This is a genomic window from Micrococcus sp. KRD026 (assembly GCF_017168445.1).
In the GTDB taxonomy this organism is placed as follows: domain Bacteria; phylum Actinomycetota; class Actinomycetes; order Actinomycetales; family Micrococcaceae; genus Micrococcus; species Micrococcus luteus.
The window spans coordinates 244,008-267,376 of record NZ_JABFBA010000009.1 but is presented as its reverse complement, the minus strand read 5'-3'; the positions used below and the strand labels follow the sequence as shown (position 1 = coordinate 267,376).

Sequence of the window (23,369 nt, the reverse complement as noted above, 5' to 3'; positions counted from 1 at the left end):
GTCGGCGGGGTCGCCGGGGCGGCGGGGGACGCGGGATCGACGGCGGGCATGGGTTCCACTGTAGGACGAGACGAGGCGCGCCGGGCGCCCGGTCGACGTCAGTGACGATCGTCACTACACTGAGGCTCGGTTCAGTTAGTCGTCATTCACTGAAGGGGGTCTCATGACCGCCAGCACCCCGGCCCCGGCCGCGCAGTCCGCGCCCACCGTGGCCGAGCGCAACGCGGCCGGCCACGCTCGGCTCGAGCAGGAGCTCGCCGACCTCGTCGCCCGCACGTCGCTCGGCGGGCCCGAGCGCTCGCGCGAGCGCCACACCGGCCGCGGCAAGCTGCTGGTGCGGGACCGCATCGACGCGCTGCTCGACGAGGGCTCGCCCTTCCTCGAGGTCGGCGCGCTGGCCGCGCACGGCCTGTACGGCGGGGACAGCCCCGCCGCCGGCGTCGTGGCGGGCATCGGCCTGGTCCACGGCCGCCTCGTGATGGTGGTCGGCAACGACGCCACCGTGAAGGGCGGCACCTACTACCCCATGACGGTGAAGAAGCACCTGCGGGCCCAGGAGATCGCCCTGGAGAACCGCCTGCCGTGCATCTACCTCGTGGACTCCGGCGGCGCGTTCCTGCCCCGCCAGGACGAGGTCTTCCCGGACCGCGAGCACTTCGGCCGCATCTTCCGGAACCAGGCGCTGCTCTCCTCGCAGCGCATCCCGCAGCTGGCCGCGGTGTGCGGCTCCTCCACGGCGGGCGGCGCGTACGTGCCGGCCATGTCGGACGAGACCGTGATCGTGCGCGAGCAGGGCACCATCTTCCTCGGCGGCCCCCCGCTCGTGAAGGCCGCGATCGGGGAGGACGTCTCGCCCGAGGACCTCGGCGGCGGCCGGCTGCACGCCGAGCGCTCCGGCGTCGCGGACCACCTGGCGGACGACGACCTGCACGCCATGCAGATCCTCCGGGACATCGTGGCCACCCTGCCCCCGGCCGAGGCGCCGGCCTGGGAGGTCGCCCCCGCCGCGGAGCCCGCCAAGGACCCGGCCGAGCTGACCAGCGTCGTGCCCGTGGACGTGAACACCCCCTACGACGTGCGCGAGGTGATCGACCGCCTCGTGGACGGCGGCTCCGTCCACGAGTTCAAGCCCCTCTACGGCACCACCCTGGTCACCGCGTTCGCGCGGATCGACGGCCACCCCGTGGGCGTCCTCGCCAACAACGGCATCCTGTTCGGAGACTCCGCCCGCAAGGGCGCGCACTTCATCGAACTGTGCGACCAGCGCGGCATCCCGCTGCTGTTCCTGCAGAACATCTCCGGCTTCATGGTGGGTCGGGACGCGGAGGCCGGCGGCATCGCGCGCGACGGCGCCAAGATGGTCACCGCCGTCGCGACCGCCCGCGTGCCCAAGCTGACCGTGGTGATCGGCGGCTCGTTCGGCGCCGGCAACTACGCGATGTGCGGCCGCGCCTACTCACCCCGCTTCCTGTGGATGTGGCCGAACGCGCGCATCTCCGTGATGGGCGGCCCGCAGGCCTCCTCCGTGCTCACGCAGATCAAGCAGGACCAGCGGGCCGCCGCGGGGGAGGAGCCGATGTCCTCCGAGGAGGTCGAGGCCTTCCAGGCGCCGGTCCGTCGGCAGTACGAGGACCAGGGCAGCCCCCTGTACTCCACCGCCCGCCTCTGGGACGACGGGGTGATCACCCCCGGCCAGACCCGCCGGGTGCTCTCCCTGGCCCTCGACGTCATCTCCCGTTCCCCGCTGCCGGACTCCCGGTTCGGCCTGTTCCGCATGTGAGGCACCCGTGACCGAGAACCACGCCCAGGGGACGCCCCTGTTCGACACCGTGCTGGTGGCCAACCGCGGCGAGATCGCCGTGCGCGTCATCCGCACCCTGCGCCGCCTCGGCATCCGCTCGGTGGCCGTGCACTCCGACGCCGACGCCGACGCGCGGCACGTCCGCGAGGCGGACACGGCGGTCCGCCTCGGCCCGGCTCCGGCCCGCGAGTCGTACCTGGACATCGACGCCGTCGTCGACGCCGCGCGCCGCACCGGCGCCCAGGCCGTGCACCCCGGCTACGGCTTCCTGTCCGAGAACGCCGACTTCGCCCGCGCGCTGGAGGCGGCCGGCATCGTGTTCGTGGGCCCGCCCGTGGCCTCGCTCGACGCGATGGCGGACAAGATCCGCGCGAAGGAGACCGTGGCCGCGTACGACGTGCCGGTGGTCCCCGGCATCCAGGACCCCACGCTCACCGACGAGCAGATCACGGCCGAGGCCGAGCGCGTCGGCTTCCCGCTGCTGATCAAGCCCTCCGCGGGCGGCGGCGGCAAGGGCATGGTGGCCGTGCGCGCCGCCGAGGAGCTGCCCGGCGCCCTCGCCTCGGCCCGGCGCACGGCGCGCTCGGCGTTCGGCGACGACACGCTGCTGCTCGAGCGGCTCATCACCGCGCCCCGGCACGTCGAGGTGCAGGTGTTCGCGGACGCCCACGGCGCCACCGTGCACCTGGGTGAGCGCGAGTGCTCCCTGCAGCGCCGCCACCAGAAGGTGATCGAGGAGGCCCCCGCGCCCCTGCTGACCGGGCTGGCGCACGGGGCCGAGCTCCGCGAGCGCCTGGGCCGGGCCGCCGTGGACGCGGCCGTGTCCGTGGGCTACCGCGGTGCCGGCACCGTCGAGTTCCTCGTCTCGGACGAGAACCCGGACGAGTTCTTCTTCATGGAGATGAACACCCGCCTGCAGGTGGAGCACCCGGTCTCCGAGGAGGTCGTCCGGGTGCGCGGACAGCGCCTGGACTTCGTGGAGCTGCAGCTGCGCATCGCCGCGGGGGGGCCGCTCGGCTTCGCCCAGGAGGACGTGACCCTCGACGGCGCCGCCGTCGAGGCCCGCGTCTACGCGGAGGACCCCGCGAACGGCTTCCTGCCCTCCACCGGGCCGGTGCTGCGCTGGCGCGAGCCCGCCGGCGAGGGCGTCCGCGTCGACACCCTCCTGCTGCCCTCCCGGCCGGCCGAGGAGCGCGCGTTCGGCTCCGGACCGCAGACTGGCCCCGCCGCCGGCGCCGTGGACCCCGTGGACGTCGACGGCGCACAGCCCGAGATCACCGGCTTCTACGACCCGATGATCGCCAAGCTCATCGCCCGTGGCGCCGACCGCGCCGAGGCCCTGGACCGGCTCGACGCCGCGCTCGCGGACACCGTGCTGTTCGGCGTCCGCTCCAACCTGGGCTGGCTGCGCGAGCTCGCGGCCCGCGAGGACGTGCGGACCGGCCGGCTCACCACCGAGCTGATCGACGGCCTCGAGGCGTGGACCGCCCCCGCGCTGCCCGAGGACCTCGCCGCGCTCGCGGCCGAGGCCCTGGCCGACGTGTCCGAGGACGCGGCCGCCGCCGAGCACCGCGCGGCCGGCACCGCGTGGGCCCGGGCGGACGGCTGGCGCGGCGCGGGCGCCCCGCAGCCCGGGATGCGCGTCCGGGTCGGGGACGAGGACCGCATCCTCACCGCCCCCGCCGCCGACGCCGAGGTGGACGAGGACGCCGGAGGCCTGGCGGGCGTCAACCTCCTGGCCGGTGACCCGCGGGACCCGCGCTCAGCGTGGCTGCACCGCGACGGCGCCGCGTGGCAGGTCCGCCGCCTCACCCGGGCCGAGGTGGTCGAGGCCGCCCGCGCGGCCGCGGCCGCGCGTCGTGCCCCGGCCAGCGCAGCGTCCCCCGAGGCCCGCACGCCCATGCCGGGCACCGTCGTCGCCGTGTCCGTGGCCACCGGGGACACCGTGGCCGCGGGCCAGGAGCTGGCGGTGGTCGAGGCCATGAAGATGGAGCACCCCGTCACGGCCGCCGTCGCCGGCGTCGTGACCGTCCACGTCGCCGAGGGCGACGCCGTGGCCGCGCAGGCGTTGATCGCCGTCGTCGAGCCCACCGAGCACGCAGCACCCGCAGAGAACACCTGAGAACAGGAGAGGACCATGAGCACCAAGCACCGCACCCTGCCCGCCCTCGAGGAGGACTACCAGGTCCTCTCCGACACCGTCCGCGAGTTCGCCGACGAGGTCGTGGCCCCGGTCTCCGCCGAGCTGGACGCCCAGCACGAGTTCCCGTACGAGATCGTGGCCCAGATGGGCGAGATGGGCCTGTTCGGCCTCCCGTTCCCCGAGGAGTACGGCGGCATGGGCGGCGACTACTTCGCCCTGGCCCTGGCCCTCGAGCAGCTCGGCCGCGTCAACCAGTCCGTGGCCATCACCCTCGAGGCCGGCGTCTCCCTGGGCGCCATGCCGCTGCTGAAGTTCGGCACCGAGGAACAGAAGCAGCGCTGGCTGCCGGACCTCGTGGCCGGCACGCACCTGGCCGGCTTCGGCCTCACCGAGCCGGGCGCGGGCTCCGACGCCGGCGGCACCCAGACCACCGCCGCGCTCGAGGACGGCCAGTGGCGCATCAACGGCGCCAAGGAGTTCATCACCAACTCCGGCACGGACATCACCTCGCTCGTCACCGTCACCGCCGTGACCGGCACCGTGGAGGGCAGGACCGGCCACGACGGCCGCCCCGCCAAGGAGATCTCCACGATCCTCGTGCCCGCCGGCACCGAGGGCTTCTCCGTGGCCAAGGCCTACGACAAGGTCGGCTGGAACTCCTCGGACACCCACGCCCTGCACTTCTCGGACGTGCGCGTGCCGGAGGAGAACCTGCTGGGCGCCCGCGGCCGCGGCTTCGCCCACTTCCTCGAGATCCTCGACGAGGGCCGTATCGCCATCGCGGCCCTGGCCACCGGCGCGGCCCAGGGCTGCGTGGACGAGTCGGTCGCCTACGCCAAGCAGCGGACCTCGTTCGGCCAGAAGATCGGGCAGTTCCAGGCCGTGTCCTTCAAGATCGCCCGCATGCAGGCCCGCGCGCACGCCGCCCGCCTGGCCTACTACGAGGCCGCCCAGAAGATGCTGGCCGGCAAGCCGTTCAAGACCGAGGCCGCCATGGCCAAGCTGATCGCCGGCGAGGCCGCCATGGACAACGCCCGGGACGCCACCCAGGTGTTCGGCGGCTACGGCTTCATGAACGAGACCCTCGTTGCCCGTCACTACCGCGACTCCAAGATCCTCGAGGTCGGCGAGGGCACCACCGAGGTGCAGCTCATGCTGATCGCCCGCGAGCTGGGCCTCTGACGTGACGGAGCGCGTCGAGATCGAGCAGCGGGGCCGCTACGCGGACGAGCTGGCGGTCGGTCAGGTCTACCTGCACCGGCCCGGCCGCACGCTCACCGAGGCGGACAACGTCCTGTTCACCACCCTCACCATGAACCCGCAGGCCCTGCACCTGGACCACGCGTACGCGGCGGACCAGCCGTTCGGCCGACCGCTGGTCAACTCGATGCTGACGCTGTCCACCCTGGTGGGCCTCGCCGTCGGGCAGACCACACAGGGCACGCTCGTGGCCCAGCTCGGCCTGGGGGAGATCGCGTTCCCGAAGCCGGTCTTCCACGGGGACACGCTCTACGGGCGCTCCGAGGTCACCGCGATCCGCGAGTCCTCCTCGCGGCCGGGGCAGCGGATCGTCACGTTCGCGATGACGGGGGAGAACCAGCACGGCGACGTCGTCGTCCGCGCCCAGCGCACCTGTCTGATGTGGACCGCGCAGGCGCACGCGGAGGCCAAGGCGAAGGCCGCCGACGCCGCAGGCACGGGGGAGCGGGCATGAGCGCGCTGACCCTCGGACCGGCCGTCATGTTCACCCCGGCGGACCGCCCCGAGCGGTACGCCACGGCGCTCGAGCGCGCGGACGCGGTGATCCTCGACCTCGAGGACGCCGTCACCCCGGACGCCCGGCCCACCGCGCGGGACGCCGTCGCGGCGGCCTGGGCGGGGCGGGCGACGGGCGGGGTCGACGGCGGCCCGCTGGACGAGGACCGCGTGGTGGTCCGCGTGAACCCCGCGGGCACCGCGGACCACGACGCCGACCTGGCCATGCTCGCCGGGACGGGCTGGCGCACGCTCATGCTCGCCAAGGCCGAGTCCGCCGCGCAGGTGGACGGGGTCGTCGCCGCCCTCGGACCGCAGACCCGCGTCGTCGCCCTATGCGAGACCGCGGCCGGGATCCTCGCCGCCGCCGACCTGGCCGCCCACCCGCACGTGGGTGCGCTGATGTGGGGCGCCGAGGACCTCGTGGCGTCGATGGGCGGCAGCTCCTCCCGCACCCCCGAGGGCGCCTACCGCTCCGTGGTCCAGCACGCCCGCGCGACGGTGCTGCTGGCGGCGGCCGCCCACGGCGCGGCCGCATGGGACGCCGTCCACCTGGACCTCGGCGACGAGGCCGGGCTGGCCGCCGAGGCCGAGGACGCCGTCGCCCTGGGCTGCACCGCGACCGTGTGCCTGCACCCGCGCCAGGTGCCCGTCGTGCGCTCCGCCTACACGCTCGCCCCGGAGGCCGTCGAGCGCGCCCGGCGCGTCCTCGCCGCGGCCGAGGGCCGACACGGGGCCTTCGAGCTGGACGGGGCGATGGTCGACGAGGTGGTCCTCGCCCAGGCCCGCGCGGTCCTGCGCCGCGCGGACGCGCCCCGGCCGGCGAGCGCCTGACCGGCTCCTCGGCGGCTCCGCGCCCCGGCGGCCCCGTGCCGTCGGGGCGCGTCCGCGTCCGCACGGCTGCGCCCCGGGGCTGTCACACGGGCGCACGGCCCCGGGGCGCGCTTGACGGCGCACCCCTCCGCCCGCCAGAGTGTGGTTGTCATCACAGTGATCTGTCTCACACTGATCCGTCCTACGCACCCCCGGAGGGCCCATGTCATCCAGCGAGCCCACGGCGCCGGTCCCCACGGCCGCGCAGTTCCGCGCCGCGCAGCAGTCCGAGGAGTTCATCGAGCTCCGGCGCACCCACCGATCCTTCGCCTTCCCCATGACCGTGGCGTTCTTCGTCTGGTACCTGGTGTTCGTGATCGTCGGCGCGTTCTTCCCCGAGTTCATGGCGATCCGCCTCGGCGGCAACATCACCCTCGGCCTGATCCTCGGCCTGCTCCAGTTCGTCACCACGTTCCTGATCACCTTCGCCTACGTCCGTTTCTCCAACCGGACCCTGGATCCCCGCGCCACCGCGCTGCGTGAGCGCCTCGAGCGCGAGGCCGCCGGCGCCCACGAGAACCCGGAGGCCACGCGATGAGCGCGCTCACCCCCCTGCTCCAGGCCGCCCCGCAGACGGTCGGCAACCCCGCCGTGAACATCGGCATCTTCGTCGCCTTCGTGGTGGTCACCCTCGTGATCGTGATCCGCGCGTCCAAGACGAACGCGTCCTCGGCCGACTACTACGCCGGCGGCCGCGGCTTCTCCGGCACCCAGAACGGCACGGCCATCGCGGGTGACTACCTCTCCGCGGCCTCGTTCCTGGGCATCGTGGGCGCGATCGCCCTCTACGGCTACGACGGCTTCCTCTACTCGATCGGCTTCCTCGTGGCGTGGCTCGTGGCCCTGCTGCTGGTGGCCGAGCTGCTGCGCAACACCGGCAAGTTCACCATGGCGGACGTGCTGTCCTTCCGCCTGCAGCAGCGTCCCGTGCGCATCGCCGCCGCCTTCGGCACCATGGCCGTCTGCCTCTTCTACCTCCTGGCCCAGATGGCCGGCGCCGGCGGCCTGGTGTCCCTGCTGCTGAACATCAACGACCGGGCCGGCCAGGCCCTCGTGATCGTGATCGTGGGCGTGCTGATGATCGTCTACGTGCTGATCGGCGGCATGAAGGGCACCACCTACGTGCAGATCATCAAGGCGATCCTGCTGATCGCCGGCGCGGGGATCATGACCGTGTGGTCACTGGCCCTGTTCGGCTTCGACTTCAACGCCATGCTGGGGGCCGCCGTCGAGATGAACCCGAAGGGCGAGGCGATCCTCGAGCCGGGCCTGCAGTACGGCGCCAGCGCGCTGACCCGCCTCGACTTCGTGTCCCTGGGCATCGCGCTCGTGCTCGGCACCGCCGGCCTGCCGCACGTGCTCATGCGGTTCTACACGGTGCCCACCGCCAAGGAGGCGCGCAAGTCCGTGGTGTGGGCCATCGTCCTCATCGGCGCGTTCTACCTGTTCACCCTCGTGCTGGGCTACGGCGCCGGCGCGCTGATCGGCCCCGAGCGCATCCTGGCCGCGCCCGGCGGGCAGAACTCCGCGGCCCCGCTGCTGGCGTTCGAGCTCGGCGGCTCCATCCTGCTGGGCCTGATCTCGGCGGTCGCGTTCGCCACCATCCTCGCGGTGGTCGCGGGCCTGGCCATCACGGCGGCGGCGTCCTTCGCCCACGACGTGTACGGCTCCGTGATCGCCAAGCACCCGCTCACCCCGCAGGAGGAGGTGCGGATCGGCAAGATCACCGTGGTGGTGATCGGCGTCCTGGCGATCGTCGGCGGCATCGCCGCCCAGGGCCAGAACGTGGCGTTCCTCGTGGCGCTCGCCTTCGCGGTGGCGGCCTCGGCGAACCTGCCGACCATCCTCTACTCCCTGTTCTGGCGGCGCTTCACCACCCGCGGCGCGGTGTGGTCGATGTACGGCGGACTGCTCTCCGCGATCATCCTGATCGTCCTGTCCCCGGTGATGTCCGGGACGCCGACCTCGATGATCCCGGGCGCGGACTTCGCGGTGTTCCCGCTGAAGAACCCGGGCATCGTCTCCATCCCGCTGGCCTTCTTCCTCGGCTGGCTCGGCTCGGTGACCTCGTCGCGCGCCGAGGACCCCGACAAGCAGGCCGAGATGGAGGTCCGCTCCCTCACCGGCATCGGCGCCGAGAAGCCGGTGCAGCACTGATCCGCGGCTGACCCGGTCCCACGGGGGCCGGCGGGGCGGGACGTCGGGGTGCGGCGTCCGTCCGGCCGGCCCCCCGTCCGTGTCCAGGCCCGACTGGCATCATGGCGGGGTGACGCACGGATCCCTCACCGACTACACGCTGCCCGCCCCCGCCCCGGCGGACGACGACGGCGCCCCGCGCGCCGTCGCCCTGATCGGCTCCACGGGCTCGATCGGCACCCAGGGCCTCGACGTGATCGCCCAGGACCCCACCCGGCTCCGGGCCGTCGCGCTCGCGGGCGGGGCGAACACGACCCTGCTGGCCGAGCAGGCCGTGCGCTTCGAGGTCGAGGCGGTGGGCTCCGCCGCGGCGGGGGAGGAGGAGCTGCGCGCCGCCCTCGCCGACGCCGCCGCCCGCCTCGGGCGCCCGTCCCCCCGACCCGTGCTGTTCACCGGCCCGTGCGCCGCCGAGCAGATCGCCGCGTGGCCCGGCGCCGACACCGTGCTCAACGGGATCACGGGCTCGATCGGCCTGCGGCCCACCCTCGCCGCCCTGCACGCCGGCCACCGCCTGGCCCTGGCCAACAAGGAGTCGCTCATCGTCGGCGGGGCCCTCGTGAAGGCGGCCGCGGCGCCGGGCCAGCTCGTGCCGGTGGACTCCGAGCACTCCGCGCTCGCGCAGGCGCTGCGCGGGGGCACGGCGGACGAGGTCCGCCGCCTCGTGCTCACGGCCTCGGGCGGGCCGTTCCGCGGCCTGGACCGCGCCGCCCTGCACGCCGTCACGCCCGCCCAGGCCCTCGCCCACCCCACGTGGGACATGGGCCGCGTCGTCACCACCAACTCCGCCTCCCTCGTGAACAAGGCCCTCGAGGTGATCGAGGCCCACCTGCTGTTCGACGTGCCCCTGGACCGGATCGACGTCGTGGTCCACCCGCAGTCCGTGGTCCACTCGATGGTCGAGTTCGTCGACGGGTCCACGCTCGCCCAGGCCTCCCCGCCGGACATGCGCCTGCCCATCGCCCTGGGGCTGTGCTGGCCGCGCCGTCTCCCGGGCGCGGCCCCGGCCTGCGACTGGACGCGGGCGGCCACCTGGACGTTCGAGCCCCTCGACGAGGAGGCCTTCCCCGCGGTACGGGCCGCGAAGGAGGCGGCGGCCGCCTCGCCCACCCACATGGCCGTGTTCAACGCCGCCAACGAGGAGTCCGTGGACGCCTTCCACGCCGGCGCCCTGCCCTTCGACGGGATCGTGGACACGGTCCGCGCCGTCGTCGCCGACTATGCCCCCGAGCACGTGCTCGCCGCGGCCGGCCACGACCCCGCGCCGACGGGGCTCACCGTGGATGCCGTGCTCGCCGCCGAGGCCTGGGCGCGCCGTGCGGCGCGGGCCCGCTGGTGACCGTCGTGGAGATCCTCTGGTACGTCGCGGGCGTCCTCGCGGTCGCGCTGGGCCTGGCGGTCTCGATCGCCCTGCACGAGATCGGCCACCTCGTCCCGGCCAAGCTCTTCGGCGTGCGCGTCACGCAGTACATGATCGGCTTCGGCCCGACGCTCGTCTCGTGGCGCCGCGGCGAGACGGAGTACGGGTTCAAGGCCGTGCCGCTGGGCGGCTACGTCGCGATGATCGGGATGCTGCCCCCGCCGCGGCCCGGGCAGACGCCCCGCGCGGCGTCCACGGGCTTCGTCCAGCAGCTGGGCCGCATGGCCGACGACGCGCGGGCCCAGGCCGCCGAGGAGGTCCGCCCCGGCGACGAGCACCGCCGCTTCCTCGCCCTGCCGGTGTGGAAGCGGGTGGTGATCATGCTCGGCGGGCCGTTCATGAACCTGCTCATCGCGCTGGGCGCCACCGCCCTGCTGGTCACCACGGTGGGCACCTCGCAGCCCAGCACCACCGTCGCCGAGGTCTACCGGTGCGTGGTCACGATGCAGGAGCAGCAGGCCCGCGCCGCCTCCGGCGGGACAGAGGACTGCCGCCCGGGCGATCCCGCCGCGCCCGCCCACGAGGCGGGACTGCGCCCCGGCGACACCGTGCTCGCCTTCGACGGGCGGCCGGTCTCCGACTGGGACGCCCTCTCCGCCGCGATCCGGGACCGCGCCGGACAGCCCACCCGGATCGAGTGGGAGCGCGACGGCGAGCGGATGAGCGCCACCCTGACCCCGCGCCTGACGGAACGGCCCGTGACGGACGCGCTGGGCCGGCCCGAGCGGGCCCCGGACGGGACCGTGGCGACCCACGAGGTCGGGTTCATCGGCATGGGCGCGCAGCTCGAGACGGTCCGCGGCACCCCGCTCGACGCCGGCCCGCTCGTGGCCCAGCAGGTGCGGGGCGTCGTCGACGTCGTCCTCGTGCTGCCGCAGCGGCTGTGGGACACCGCCGTCGCCGTGGTGACCCCGGCCGAGCGCGACCCGGACGGCCCGATGTCCGTGGTGGGAGTCGGCCGGATCGCCGGGGAGGCGGCGGCGCTCGAGGAGGCCACGCTGACGGACAAGGCCGCCCTGCTGCTGTCCCTGCTGGCGGGCGTGAACGTGGCGCTCATGGTGTTCAACCTCATCCCGCTGCTCCCGCTCGACGGCGGCCACGTGGCCGGCGCCCTGTGGGAGGCGGTGCGCCGCGGCTGGGCCCGGATCACGGGCCGCCCGGACCCGGGGCCGTTCGACCTGGCCCGCATGCTGCCGCTGACCTACGCGGTGGGCGCGGCGATGCTGCTCATGGGCGTCATCCTGATCGTGGCGGACATCGTGGAGCCGGTCCGGCTGTTCTGAGCCCGGCCCGTTCGCCGTGGGCGGTCGCCCCGCGCCCCGGGGCGCCCGCGCGCCTAGGATGGACCGGAGAACCCGGCGGCCCCGCGCCGTCGACCCCGAGAACCCATGAGGAGCGCCCCCGTGCCCGTCAGCCTTGGAATGCCGTCCGCCCCGCCGCCCGTGCTGGCCCCGCGCCGCACCACCCGGCAGATCCAGGTGGGCTCGGTGGGCGTCGGCTCGCAGCACCCCGTCTCGGTGCAGTCGATGACCACCACCAAGACGCACGACATCGGCGCGACCCTGCAGCAGATCGCCGAGCTCACGGCCGCCGGCTGCGACATCGTCCGCGTGGCCTGCCCCACGGACAAGGACGCCGAGGCCCTCAAGGTCATCGCCCAGCAGTCCACCATCCCCGTGATCGCGGACATCCACTTCCAGCCGAAGTACGTGTTCGCGGCGATCGAGGCCGGCTGCGGCGCCGTGCGCGTGAACCCGGGCAACATCAAGAAGTTCGACGACAAGGTCAAGGAGATCGCGCAGGCCGCCTCGGACCACGGCACCTCCCTCCGCATCGGCGTCAACGCCGGCTCCCTGGACCCGCGCCTGCTGCAGAAGTACGGCAAGGCCACCCCGGAGGCCCTCGTCGAGTCCGCCGTCTGGGAGGCCTCCCTCTTCGAGGAGCACGGCTTCAAGGACTTCAAGATCTCCGTCAAGCACAACGACCCGGTGATCATGGCCCGCGCCTACGAGCTGCTCGCCGAGCAGGGTGACTGGCCGCTGCACCTCGGGGTCACCGAGGCCGGCCCGGCCTTCCAGGGCACCATCAAGTCCGCTACCGCCTTCGGCTACCTGCTCGGCCAGGGCATCGGTGACACCATCCGCGTCTCCCTCTCCGCGCCGCCGGTCGAGGAGGTCAAGGTGGGCCTGCAGATCCTGCAGTCCCTGAACCTGCGTGAGCGCAAGCTCGAGATCGTCTCCTGCCCCTCGTGCGGCCGCGCCCAGGTGGACGTGTACACGCTGGCCGAGCAGGTCACCGAGGGCCTCCAGGACCTTGAGGTCCCGCTGCGGGTGGCCGTCATGGGCTGCGTCGTCAACGGGCCGGGCGAGGCCCGCGAGGCCGACCTCGGCGTCGCCTCCGGCAACGGCAAGGGCCAGATCTTCGTCAAGGGCGAGGTCATCCGCACCGTGCCCGAGGACCAGATCGTGGAGACCCTCATCGAGGAGGCCAACCGGATCGCCGGCGAGATGGACCTGGGGGAGGACGGCGGTGACCAGGCTGCCGCCGGTGCCCCGGTGGTCTCCGTCCACTGACCGGGAGGTCCGGGCCGCCACGGGTGACCGCGTCCGCCTGCTGACCGACGCGGACACCGCCGCGCTCGCGGCCCTGTCCGCCCGCGCCCCCGTGTCCAACGTGTTCGTGGACTCCCTGCTCGAGGCGGGCCGCCTGGCCGGCCCGCGCGGGGGAGCGGCGGGCACCCTGTTCCTCGGGATCGACGACGACGCCCCGGGCGCCGGGGGGCTGCGTGCGGCCGTCTGGATCGGCTCGAACGTGGTGCCGGTCGCCGCGTCCGAGGCCCCGGACGCCGGCTGGACGCCGGGCGACGCGGAGGCGCTCGGCGCGGCGGCCGCCGCGCTGCGCCGCCGGTACGGGTCGATCTACGGCCCGGCCGGTCCCGTGCTGGCCGCCGGCGAGGCCCTCGCCGCCGCGGGCCACCGGTCCCGGTCCGTGCGCCCCGACCAGCCGCTGCTCGTGCTGGGCACGGCCGGGGGGATCGACCCGAACCCGCACGTGGTGCAGGCGCAGCCACACGACTTCGCGCGCGTCCTGCCGGCCAGCGCGGCGATGTTCGAGGAGGAGCTCGGCTTCTCCCCGTTCGCCGGGGGCGCGGCCCAGTACCGGGACCGGGTCGAGCGGCTGATCCACACCGGACGCGTCTTCATCGACCCGGGACCGCGCGACGCGGGCGGCCCGCTGCGCTTCAAGGCGGACATCGGGCTGCTCTCCTCCCGGTGCGCCCAGATCCAGGGCGTGTGGATGGCCCCCGCCGCGCGGGGCCGAGGACTGGCGGCGTCGGCGATGGCCGCCGTCGTGGACTACGTGCGACTCCAGGCGCCCGTGGTCAGCCTCTATGTCAACGCGTACAACACCCCCGCGCTGCGCACGTACGAGCGCGTGGGGTTCGAGCGGCGCGGCACGTTCGCGACCGTCCTGTACTGACCCGGCGGGCCCTGCGCGGGCGATAGGATCGGCGGTCAGGACGCCGGGCACCCCGTGCCGGCGTCGTCCCGTCCCGCGCGCCGCCCCCGACCGCGCGAGCCCGTCCGAGGAGGCCCCGTCATGCCCCTGCGCATGTCCACCCTGTTCCTGCGCACCCTGCGCGACGACCCGGCGGAGGCCGAGGTGGCGAGCCACAGGCTCCTCGTCCGTGCCGGCTACATCCGTCGCGCGGCCCCGGGCATCTACTCGTGGCTGCCGCTGGGCCTGAAGGTGCTGGCCAAGGTGGAGCGGATCGTGCGCGAGGAGATGGACGCGATCGGCGCCCAGGAGGTGCACTTCCCGGCGCTGCTGCCGCGGGAGCCCTACGAGGCCACGGGGCGCTGGGAGGAGTACGGCGACGGGCTGTTCCGCCTGCAGGACCGCAGGGGCAACGACTACCTCCTGGCCCCCACGCACGAGGAGATGTTCACGCTCCTGGTGAAGGACCTGTACTCCTCGTACAAGGACCTGCCCGCGTACCTGTACCAGATCCAGACCAAGTACCGGGACGAGGCCCGCCCGCGGGCCGGCCTGCTGCGCGGGCGCGAGTTCATCATGAAGGACTCCTACTCCTTCACGGTGGACGACGCCGGCCTGGACGCCGCGTACGAGGCCCACCGGGCCGCCTACCTGCGGATCTTCGACCGCCTCGGCCTCGAGGTGGTGCCGGTGCGGGCCACCTCCGGCGCGATGGGCGGCTCCCGCTCCGAGGAGTTCCTGCACCCCACCGAGGTGGGCGAGGACACCTTCGTCGAGTCCGACGGCGGCTACCGGGCCAACGTCGAGGCCGTCACCACGGTGGCCCCCGCCCCGCTGGACGAGGCGGCCATGGCGGCCCTGCCCGCCGCCGAGGTCAAGGACACCCCGGTCTCCACCACCATCGCCGCGCTCGTGGACGTCGCCAACCGGCTGGCCCCGCGCGAGGGCGAGCCGTGGACCGCCGCGGACACGCTCAAGTGCGTCGTGGTCACCGCGGTGGTGGACGGCGGCGAGCGCCGCCCGTTCGTCGTGGGCGTGCCCGGCGACCGTGAGGTGGACCTCAAGCGTCTCGAGGCGTCCGTGGGCCCGGCGCTCGGCGTGGTCGGCGAGCCCACGCTCGAGGCCGCGACCGCCGCGGACCTGGCCGCGCACCCCGCCCTGGTCAAGGGCTACATCGGCCCCGCGGCCGCCGACGCGGTCGAGGGCACCCCGGTGCTCGGCGCGGAGGGCTCCGTCTCGGGACTGCCCTTCTTCGTGGACCCGCGCATCGCCCCCGGCACCGCGTGGATCACCGGCGCGAACGCGGACCAGCGCCACGTGTTCGGCCTCGTGGCCGGCCGCGACTTCACGTGGGACGGCGTGCTCGAGGCCACCGCGGTGCGTGAGGGCGACGAGGCCCCGGACGGCTCCGGCCCGCTGCACACCCGCCGCGGCATGGAGATGGGCCACATCTTCCAGCTCGGCCGCAAGTACGCCGAGGCCCTCGACCTGAAGGTCCTCGACGTCCACGGCAAGCAGGTCGTGGTGACCATGGGCTCCTACGGTATCGGCATCACGCGCGCCGTCGCCGCGATCGCCGAGCGCTACCACGACGACAAGGGCCTGGCGTGGCCGCGCGCGGTGGCCCCGGCGGACGCGCACGTCGTCGTCGCCACGAAGGGCGAGGACGGCCTCGCCGCCGCCGAGACCCTCGCCGCGGGCCTCGAGGCCGAGGGCCTGACCGTGCTCGTGGACGACCGTCCGAAGGTCAGCCCCGGCGTGAAGTTCAAGGACGCCGAGCTCATCGGCGTGCCCACCACCGTGGTGATCGGCCGCGGCCTGGCCGACGGCGAGCTCGAGCTCAAGGACCGTGCCACCGGTGAGGCGCGCCCCGTGCCCGTGGACGGGGCCGTCGCGGCGGTGCTCGCGGAGGTGCGCGACGGGCGCTGAGTGGTTCGGCGCCGTCGAGCTGACCGCCGGGCTGCTCGTCCTCGTGCTCGCCGCGGGCTTCGCGGCGGGCTGGATCGACGCCGTCGTGGGCGGGGGCGGGCTCCTGCAGCTGCCGGCCCTGCTGCTCGTGCCCGGGCTGAGCCCGATCCAGGCCCTGGCCACCAACAAGCTCGGCTCGGTGTTCGGCACGGCGACGTCGGCGCTCACCTACCGGCGGCGCCTGCGGCAGGATCTGTCCACCGCACTGCCGATGGCCGCCGTCGCCTTCGCGGCGGCCCTGGGCGGGGCCGTGGTCGCCGCGCATCTGCCGGCCGGCGTGATCCGGCCCGTGATCCTGGCGGCGTTGATCGCCGTCGCCGTGTTCACGGCCGTGCGCCCAGGCCTCGGACAGGTCGCCGGCGTGGGGCCGCGGCGGAGCACCGCGCTGGCCCGGGCCGTGGCGCTCGGCGCGGCGGTGGGCTTCTACGACGGCGTCCTCGGCCCCGGCACGGGCACGTTCCTCATCCTGGGGCTGGTCCTGCTGCTCAAGTTCGACTTCCTGCACGCCTCGGCACAGGCGAAGGTGGTCAACCTCGCGACCAACCTCGGCGCGCTCGCGTACTTCGTGCCCTCGGGGCACGCGGTGCTGGGCCTGGGGCTGCTGCTCGGCGCGGCCAACCTCATGGGCGGCTACGTGGGGGCCCGCATGGCGATCGCCCGCGGCACCGGCTTCATCCGCGTGGTGTACCTCATGGTGGTGACCGCGCTCATCGTCAAGGTCGGCGCGGACACCCTCGCCCCGCTGCTGCGCTGAGCTCGCCCCGTCCAACCCGGTCGGGAGCACTCGGCCCCGCCGTGGGCCGCCGGTAGGCTCGGCCCCGGATCCCGACCCCGGCCCCCGCCCGCGTGGCGCGGCGGCCCCGACCCGACGAGTGAGGCACCCCATGGACAGCACCGACCGCCGCGACGACCTCGCCGAGCTGCGCACCCGCGTCGAGGAGGCCCTGGCGGCCGACGACGTGGTGGTGGAGCAGGTGCGCGCCACGGGCACCGCCGAGCACCGCACCGTCGAGGTGGTCCTCGACCGCGCCTCGGGCACCCAGGGCCTGAGCCTGGACGACGTCGCCCGCCTCTCCGGCCGGGTCTCCGCCGCCCTCGACGCCCTGGGCGACCACGTGCCCGGCGTCGGCGCGGGGGAGTACCTGCTGGAGGTCACCACCGCGGGCGTGGACCGCCCGCTCACCGAGCCCCGCCACTTCGCCCGCAACGTCGGCCGTCTCGTCGAGGTCTCGGTCGACGGCGCCGCGCCCGTGACCGCCCGCCTGAAGGACGTGACGGACGACGACGTCGAGCTGGCCGTGGTGCGCCCGCCCGCGAAGAAGGGCATGAAGGCCAAGGAGCTGCCCGCCGAGCGGGTCGCCCTCGACCGCCTCGGTCCGGCGATCGTGCAGGTAGAGTGGAGCCCCGCTCAGCAGGCCGGCGACGCCGACGCCGCCGCGGGCGAGGACACGGCCGAGCACACGGAGGCATGAGTTGGACATCGACATGAGCGCGCTGCGCATGCTGGAGGCGGAGCGGGAGATCCCGATGGACCGCCTCATCCCCACCATCGAGCAGGCCCTGCTCATGGCGTACCACCGCACCCCGGGGGCCCTGAAGCGCGCCCGCGTGGAGATCGACCGCGCGACCGGCCACGTCACCGTGTGGGCCACGGAGCTGGACGAGGACGACACGCCCATCGGCGAGTTCGACGACACCCCGAACGGCTTCGGCCGGGTGGCCGCCTCCACGGCGCGCCAGGTGATGATCCAGCGCATGCGCGAGGAGGACGACGACAAGGTCCTCGGCGAGTTCAAGGACAAGGAGGGCGAGCTCGTCTCCGGCGTCATCCAGCAGGGCCTGAACCGCCACATGGTCCAGGTGAACCTCGGCACCCTCGAGGCCGTCCTCCCGCCGCCCGAGCAGGTGCCCGGCGAGGACTACGCCCACGGCCGCCGGATCCGCGCCTACGTGGTCTCCGCGACGCGCGGCGCCAAGGGCCCGTCCGTCACGGTGTCCCGCTCGCACCCCGGCCTCGTGCGCAAGCTCTTCGAGCTCGAGGTCCCGGAGATCGCGGACGGCTCGGTCGAGATCACGGCGCTGGCCCGCGAGGCCGGCCACCGCACCAAGATGGCCGTGCGCGCCACCCGCCCCGGGGTGAACGCCAAGGGCGCCTCCATCGGGGAGATGGGCAGCCGCGTGCGCGCCGTCATGACGGAGCTCAACGACGAGAAGATCGACATCGTCGACCACGTGGACGACCCCGCCGCGATGATCGCCAACGCCCTCTCGCCCGCCACGACCGTCTCGGTGGAGATCCTCGACGCGGACCAGCACTCGGCCCGCGCCGTGGTGCCGGAGTACCAGCTGTCCCTGGCCATCGGCAAGGAGGGCCAGAACGCCCGCCTCGCGGCCAAGCTCACGGGCTGGCGGATCGACATCGTCGGCGACGGGGTCACCACCTCCGCCCCGGGCCGCTGACCGTCCCCGGGAACAGATCCGGGCCCGGACGCGCTAGGATGGATGAGGTCCTTTCTCGATCCGACGCCCGTGAGGGGTGAACGCATGACGTCTCGGACGGTCGTGCGCACCTGCATCGGATGCCGATCGAGGGCGGACCAGCAAGAGCTGGTGCGCGTCGCCCTGGACTCCTCGACGGAACCCCCATCCGTCGTCTGGGACCCGGAACGACGCCGTCCCGGCCGGGGTGCGTGGCTGCATCCCGGCGAGGACTGCCTCCTCCTCGCCCTGCGCCGCCGCGCGTTCGGGCGGGCCTTCCGGTCCGCCGTCGACGCCGACGCGCTGGGCCGCACCGCGGAGGCACCGGCTGACAGACCGACAGATGAAGGCGGGTCAGAGATCTGATGCGTACCCGATGAGCACTGAAGCATGAGTGCCCAGCGATGAACTTCACCCCCTGCTATCAGGCAGGCCGTGGTGCGCGTGCCCTGGTGGCGCGCGCGACGGCCTGGAGCAACGTCAACGGTCCCAGGACGCGCTGAGACGGACAGCCCGAGCGGCTCCGTTCCGGCCCGTGGGGCCAGAACAGGAGAACCGTGGCCAAGGTCCGCGTCCATGAGCTCGCCAAGGAGCTCGGCATCACCTCGAAGGAGGCCTTGAGCACGCTCAAGGACCTCGGCGAGTTCGTCAGCTCGGCTTCGTCCACCATCGAGCCCCCGGTGGTCAAGAAGCTGCGCAACGCCTACCCGGGTGCCGGCAAGTCCGCCGCCAAGCCCGGTTCCACGCCCGCCGCCCCGGGCCGTTCCGCCGCGCCGAAGCCGGCGGCCGCCCCGTCGCCGCGCGCCGCGGCCCCCACGTCGAATGCCGGCGCCCCGGCGCCCGGTCCCGCCGCGGGCCGCACCGCCGCGCCCAAGCCGGGCGCCGGCCCGACCCCGGCCCCGCCGCACCGACGCCGGCCGCCCCGGCCGAGCCGAAGGCCCCGCAGCCGCCGGCCACGCCGGGGTCGGCCGCGCCGAAGCCGGGCGCCGCCGCGCCCAAGCCGGGTGCCTCCGCGCCCAAGCCGGGCGCCCCGCGTCCCGGCAACAACCCGTTCAGCCCCAAGGGCGGCTCCGCCGGGCCTCGCCCGGGCGCCCGCCCGGGCGGCCGTGGCGGTGCTCCGCGTCCGGGCAACAACCCGTTCGCCCCCTCGCAGGGCATGCGCTCCGGTCGTGAGGACCGCGCGCCTCGTCCGGGCGGCCCCCGTCCGCCGGCCGGTGCCGGCGGTCCCCGTCCGGGCGGTCCGCGCCCGGCCGCGGGCGCCGGCGGTCCCCGCCCCGGTGGGCCGCGTCCGAACCCGGGCATGATGCCCAAGCAGATCACCCCGGCCCCGCAGCCGGCCCGCGGCCGTGGCCGTCCGGGCGGCGGCCCCGGTGGCGGTCCGGGTCGTCCCGGCGGCCCGGGCGGCCGTGGCGGTCGCGGCAACGCCCAGGGCGCCTTCGGGCGCGGCGGCGGCCCGCGCAAGGGACGCAAGTCGAAGCGCGCGAAGCGCCAGGAGTTCGAGCAGCAGCACACGCGTGAGATCGGCGGCGTCAAGGTCCCCAAGGGTGACGGCACCACCGTCCTGCGTCTGCGCCGCGGCGCGTCCCTGGCCGACTTCGCCGAGAAGATCCGCGCCGACGTCGCCGACCTGGTGAAGGTGCTCTTCACCCTCGGCGAGATGGCCTCGGCCAACCAGTCCCTCGACGAGGAGACCTTCCAGCTGCTCGGCGACGAGCTGGGCTACAAGGTCCAGATCGTGTCCCCGGAGGACGAGGACAAGGAGCTGCTGGAGGCCTTCGACATCGACCTCGAGGCCGAGGCGGCCAACGAGGACGAGGCCGACCTCGAGCCGCGCCCCGCGGTCGTCACCGTCATGGGCCACGTGGACCACGGCAAGACGCGTCTGCTGGACGCCATCCGCTCCTCGAACGTCATCGAGGGCGAGGCCGGCGGCATCACGCAGCACATCGGCGCCTACCAGGTGCCCGTGGAGCACGAGGGCGAGCAGCGTCGCCTCACCTTCATCGACACCCCGGGTCACGAGGCGTTCACCGCCATGCGTGCCCGCGGTGCGAAGGTCACCGACATCGCCGTGCTGGTGGTGGCGGCCGACGACGGCGTCATGCCGCAGACCGTCGAGGCGCTCAACCACGCCCAGTCGGCCGGCGTGCCGATCGTGGTGGCGGTCAACAAGATCGACAAGGACACCGCCGCCCCGGACAAGATCCGCGGTCAGCTCACCGAGTACGGCCTCGTGCCCGAGGAGTACGGCGGCGACACGATGTTCGTGGACGTCTCCGCGCGCAACAACATCAACATCGACCAGCTGCTCGAGGCGATCCTGCTCACCGCGGACGCCGCCCTCGAGCTCACGGCGAACCCGCACAAGGCCGCCCGCGGCGTGGCCATCGAGGCCAACCTCGACAAGGGCCGCGGCGCCGTCGTCACCGTGCTGGTGCAGACCGGCACGCTGCGCGTGGGCGACACCATGGTGGTGGGCTCCGCCCACGGCCGTGTGCGCGCCATGTTCGACGAGAACGGCAACGCCGTGGAGGCGGCCGATCCGTCGCGTCCCGTCCAGGTGCTCGGCCTGTCCACGGTGCCGCGTGCCGGCGACTCGTTCCTCGTCACCGACGACGAGCGCACCGCCCGCCAGATCGCGGAGAAGCGCGAGGCCGCGGACCGCAACGCCCAGCTGGCCAAGCGCCGCAAGCGCATCACCCTGGAGGACTTCGACCAGGCCGTGGCCGAGGGCAAGCTGGACACGCTCAACCTCATCATCAAGGGCGACGCGTCCGGTGCCGTCGAGGCGCTCGAGGACTCGCTGCTCAAGATCGAGGTCGGCGAGGACGAGGTGCAGCTGCGCGTCATCCACCGCGGCGTCGGCGCCATCACGCAGAATGACGTGAACCTGGCGACCGTGGACAACGCCATCATCATCGGCTTCAACGTGCGCCCCGCCGAGCGGGTCGCCGACCTGGCCGACCGCGAGGGCGTGGACATGCGCTTCTACAGCGTGATCTACGACGCGATCGACGACATCGAGAACGCGCTCAAGGGCATGCTGAAGCCGGAGTACGAGGAGGTCGAGCTCGGCTCGGCCGAGGTCCGCGAGGTGTTCCGCTCCTCCAAGTGGGGCAACATCGCCGGTTCGCTCGTGCGCTCGGGCCTCATCCGCCGCAACGCCCAGGCCCGCCTGGTGCGCGACGGCGTGGTGGTCTCCGATCACCTCAAGATCGAGTCGCTGCGCCGCTTCAAAGACGACGCCACGGAGGTCCGCGAGGGCTACGAGTGCGGCATCGGCCTGGGCAGCTTCAACGACATCAAGGAGGGCGACGTGATCGAGACCTTCGAGATGCAGGAGAAGCCGCGCGTCTGACGGCCGGGGCGGGGGCCCGCACGGGCCCCCGCCTTCCGCGTCCCACCCTCTGAACCATCACCACCGGAAGGAACCGCACCATGGCCGATCCGGCACGCGCCGGCCGCCTGGCCCAGCGCATCAAGGTCCTCGTGGCCGAGGCGCTGCGCCGCGGCGTCAAGGACGATCGCGTGGAGCCCGTCACCGTGACGGAGGTCCGCGTGACCAACGACCTGCAGCACGCCACCGTCTACTACACCGTCCTGGGCGACGAGGCCACGGTGGCCGCCGCCCACGAGGGCATCCAGGACAACCGCGGCATCCTGCGCCGCGAGGTGGGCCGCGGGCTCACCATCCGCCTGGTGCCCACCCTCGAGTTCGTGGCGGACACCGTCCCCGAGGCGGCCGCACACCTGGAGGACGTCCTCCGCGCGGCCAAGGAGCGGGACGCCGAGCTGGCGAAGGCGCGCGAGGGCGCGTCGTACGCCGGTGACGCGGACCCGTACCGCACCGCGGAGCCGGACGCCGACGCCGACGACGCCCCGCGCGCCTGAGGCCCGCGGCACGGTGAGCGCACGCAGCACCGGGGGACAGGCCCCCGACGCGCCGGGAACGGAGGCGTCGGGGGTCGTCCTCGTGGACAAGCCGCAGGGGTGGACCTCGCACGACGTCGTCGGGCGGGTCCGCCGGCTGGCGGGCACCCGCAAGGTGGGCCACGCCGGCACCCTGGACCCCATGGCCACGGGCCTGCTCGTGGTCGGCGTCAACAAGGCCACGCGCCTGCTGACCGCCATCACGGGCACGGACAAGACGTACACGGCCACGATCCGGCTCGGGCAGTCGACCGTCACGGACGACGCGGAGGGCGAGGTCGTGCAGACCCGGCTGGCCAACGCCGTCACGCCCGAGCGCGTGGCCGAGCAGGTCGCCGCCCTCACGGGCGAGATCCTGCAGGCGCCCTCGGCCGTCTCCGCCGTCAAGGTGGCGGGCCGGCGCGCCTACGATCGCGTCCGCGCGGGAGAGGACGTCACCCTCGACGCCCGCCCCGTCACCGTGCACGAGTTCACGGTGCACGAGCTGCGCCGGCTCGACGGCGGCCGGCTGGTCGACCTCGACGTCACCGTGCGCTGCTCGTCCGGGACCTACATCCGGGCGCTCGCCCGCGACCTGGGCGAGGCCCTCGAGACCGGCGGGCACCTCACGGCGCTGCGCCGCACCGCCGTCGGCCCGTTCGACGTGGCCGACGCGCTCTCGCTCGAGGCCCTCGCGGAGCGGTTCGCGATGACCGAGCTCTCCGAGGCCGCCGCCGGGCTCTTCCCGGTGCGCGAGCTGACGGAGCACGAGGCCCACGAGCTCGCCTTCGGGCGGGTCGTGGCGCCCACCGGCACGGGTGAGACGCTCGTCGCCGGGCGCGCGCCGGACGGCCGCGTCATCGCCCTCGTCTCCGACGTGCGCCGCCGCGGCGCCGACGTCGCCAAGCCCCAGCTCGTGTTCGCCCCGGCCGAGGGGCCGGGACAGGGAAGGACCGCATGATCCTCGACGCCTGGTTCTGGACGGGACTGGTGATCGGTGCCGTCTCGTTCGTCGTCTGCGTGGTGATGACGGCGATCCGCCGCCACCCCGCGGACGCCTCGATCCTCTCGGTGGCCGCCGTCGAGCTGTTCACGCTCGTCTATGCGGCGGCCGCCGCCGTCCGCCAGCTCGGCGGGGACACCCTGAACGGCCCCGGCTGGGAGTTCTGGGGCTACATCCTCACCGCCCTGATCGTGCCGGTGATCGCCGTGGGCTGGGCCGTCACGGACAAGACCCGGTGGTCCAACCTCGTGCTGGCCGTGGTCGGGCCCACGATCGCCGTGATGCTGCACCGCATGCAGGTCATCTGGTTCGGGCAGTGGTGAGGAGG

General features: G+C 74.1%; 21 protein-coding genes. All 21 read left to right on the top strand.

Annotated elements, in window-relative coordinates; all coding sequences use genetic code 11:
* Positions 1-163 precede the first annotated feature (163 nt).
* The 21 genes from J1M40_RS04315 (at position 164) to J1M40_RS04220 (ending at position 23,364) form a co-directional block, all read left to right on the top strand.
* Positions 164-1,780 carry a carboxyl transferase domain-containing protein gene (locus tag J1M40_RS04315; RefSeq protein WP_041104212.1) on the top strand — a complete coding sequence of 539 codons (1,617 nt, stop codon included), beginning with the start codon at positions 164-166 and terminating at the stop codon, positions 1,778-1,780.
* 7 nt (positions 1,781-1,787) lie between these two features.
* Complete coding sequence (locus tag J1M40_RS04310; RefSeq protein ID WP_041104214.1) at positions 1,788-3,923, top strand: biotin carboxylase N-terminal domain-containing protein; 2,136 nt, start codon at positions 1,788-1,790, stop codon at positions 3,921-3,923.
* A 15-nt stretch (positions 3,924-3,938) separates the two neighbouring features.
* A complete protein-coding gene (locus J1M40_RS04305; RefSeq protein ID WP_041104216.1) occupies positions 3,939-5,126 on the top strand; it encodes an acyl-CoA dehydrogenase family protein in 1,188 nt (395 codons plus the stop codon).
* A gap of 1 nt (position 5,127) precedes the next feature.
* Entirely contained in the window at positions 5,128-5,658 is a 531-nt protein-coding gene (locus J1M40_RS04300) for a MaoC family dehydratase (RefSeq protein ID WP_041104218.1), read from the top strand.
* Positions 5,655-6,533: a CoA ester lyase gene (locus J1M40_RS04295; RefSeq protein WP_041104220.1), complete on the top strand. Its 879-nt coding sequence runs from the start codon at positions 5,655-5,657 to the stop codon at positions 6,531-6,533. The genes J1M40_RS04300 and J1M40_RS04295 overlap by 4 nt, the downstream gene beginning before the upstream one ends.
* 202 nt (positions 6,534-6,735) lie before the next feature.
* On the top strand, positions 6,736-7,110 hold the full coding sequence (locus J1M40_RS04290) for a DUF485 domain-containing protein (protein WP_041104222.1): 375 nt from the start codon (positions 6,736-6,738) through the stop codon (positions 7,108-7,110).
* Positions 7,107-8,729: a cation acetate symporter gene (locus J1M40_RS04285; protein WP_041104224.1), complete on the top strand. Its 1,623-nt coding sequence runs from the start codon at positions 7,107-7,109 to the stop codon at positions 8,727-8,729. The genes J1M40_RS04290 and J1M40_RS04285 overlap by 4 nt, the downstream gene beginning before the upstream one ends.
* A gap of 139 nt (positions 8,730-8,868) precedes the next feature.
* A complete protein-coding gene (dxr, locus tag J1M40_RS04280; RefSeq protein WP_044658617.1) occupies positions 8,869-10,104 on the top strand; it encodes a 1-deoxy-D-xylulose-5-phosphate reductoisomerase in 1,236 nt (411 codons plus the stop codon).
* Complete coding sequence (locus J1M40_RS04275; protein WP_061866732.1) at positions 10,101-11,468, top strand: RIP metalloprotease; 1,368 nt, start codon at positions 10,101-10,103, stop codon at positions 11,466-11,468. Before dxr ends, J1M40_RS04275 begins: the two co-directional genes overlap by 4 nt.
* 105 nt (positions 11,469-11,573) lie before the next feature.
* Positions 11,574-12,758 (top strand): flavodoxin-dependent (E)-4-hydroxy-3-methylbut-2-enyl-diphosphate synthase, encoded by a 1,185-nt coding sequence (gene ispG, locus J1M40_RS04270; RefSeq protein WP_061866731.1) that lies wholly within the window; start codon positions 11,574-11,576, stop codon positions 12,756-12,758.
* A complete protein-coding gene (locus J1M40_RS04265; protein WP_136940234.1) occupies positions 12,733-13,665 on the top strand; it encodes a DUF4081 domain-containing GNAT family N-acetyltransferase in 933 nt (310 codons plus the stop codon). The genes ispG and J1M40_RS04265 overlap by 26 nt, the downstream gene beginning before the upstream one ends.
* Positions 13,666-13,785: 120 nt before the next feature.
* Entirely contained in the window at positions 13,786-15,612 is a 1,827-nt protein-coding gene (locus J1M40_RS04260) for a proline--tRNA ligase (RefSeq protein WP_070708682.1), read from the top strand.
* A gap of 43 nt (positions 15,613-15,655) precedes the next feature.
* Positions 15,656-16,405: a TSUP family transporter gene (locus J1M40_RS04255; protein ID WP_169577818.1), complete on the top strand. Its 750-nt coding sequence runs from the start codon at positions 15,656-15,658 to the stop codon at positions 16,403-16,405.
* 130 nt (positions 16,406-16,535) lie between these two features.
* Positions 16,536-17,123, top strand: coding sequence for a ribosome maturation factor RimP (locus J1M40_RS04250; RefSeq protein WP_036314068.1), 588 nt, complete (start codon positions 16,536-16,538; stop codon positions 17,121-17,123).
* A gap of 1 nt (position 17,124) precedes the next feature.
* Positions 17,125-18,111, top strand: a complete 987-nt coding sequence (gene nusA, locus J1M40_RS04245; RefSeq protein ID WP_036314069.1) for a transcription termination factor NusA — start codon at positions 17,125-17,127, stop codon at positions 18,109-18,111.
* A gap of 42 nt (positions 18,112-18,153) precedes the next feature.
* Positions 18,154-18,495, top strand: a complete 342-nt coding sequence (locus J1M40_RS04240; RefSeq protein ID WP_036314070.1) for a YlxR family protein — start codon at positions 18,154-18,156, stop codon at positions 18,493-18,495.
* Between the two features lie 191 nt (positions 18,496-18,686).
* On the top strand, positions 18,687-19,433 hold the full coding sequence (locus J1M40_RS12960; protein ID WP_342356878.1) for a translation initiation factor IF-2 N-terminal domain-containing protein: 747 nt from the start codon (positions 18,687-18,689) through the stop codon (positions 19,431-19,433).
* Positions 19,430-21,487: a translation initiation factor IF-2 gene (gene infB, locus J1M40_RS04235; RefSeq protein WP_261376988.1), complete on the top strand. Its 2,058-nt coding sequence runs from the start codon at positions 19,430-19,432 to the stop codon at positions 21,485-21,487. Before J1M40_RS12960 ends, infB begins: the two co-directional genes overlap by 4 nt.
* Before the next feature lie 80 nt (positions 21,488-21,567).
* Positions 21,568-22,020, top strand: a complete 453-nt coding sequence (gene rbfA, locus J1M40_RS04230; RefSeq protein WP_036314977.1) for a 30S ribosome-binding factor RbfA — start codon at positions 21,568-21,570, stop codon at positions 22,018-22,020.
* 13 nt (positions 22,021-22,033) lie between these two features.
* Positions 22,034-22,999: a tRNA pseudouridine(55) synthase TruB gene (gene truB, locus J1M40_RS04225; protein ID WP_078026112.1), complete on the top strand. Its 966-nt coding sequence runs from the start codon at positions 22,034-22,036 to the stop codon at positions 22,997-22,999.
* Entirely contained in the window at positions 22,996-23,364 is a 369-nt protein-coding gene (locus J1M40_RS04220) for a hypothetical protein (RefSeq protein WP_002855305.1), read from the top strand. The genes truB and J1M40_RS04220 overlap by 4 nt, the downstream gene beginning before the upstream one ends.
* The last annotated feature ends 5 nt before the right edge of the window (positions 23,365-23,369 follow it).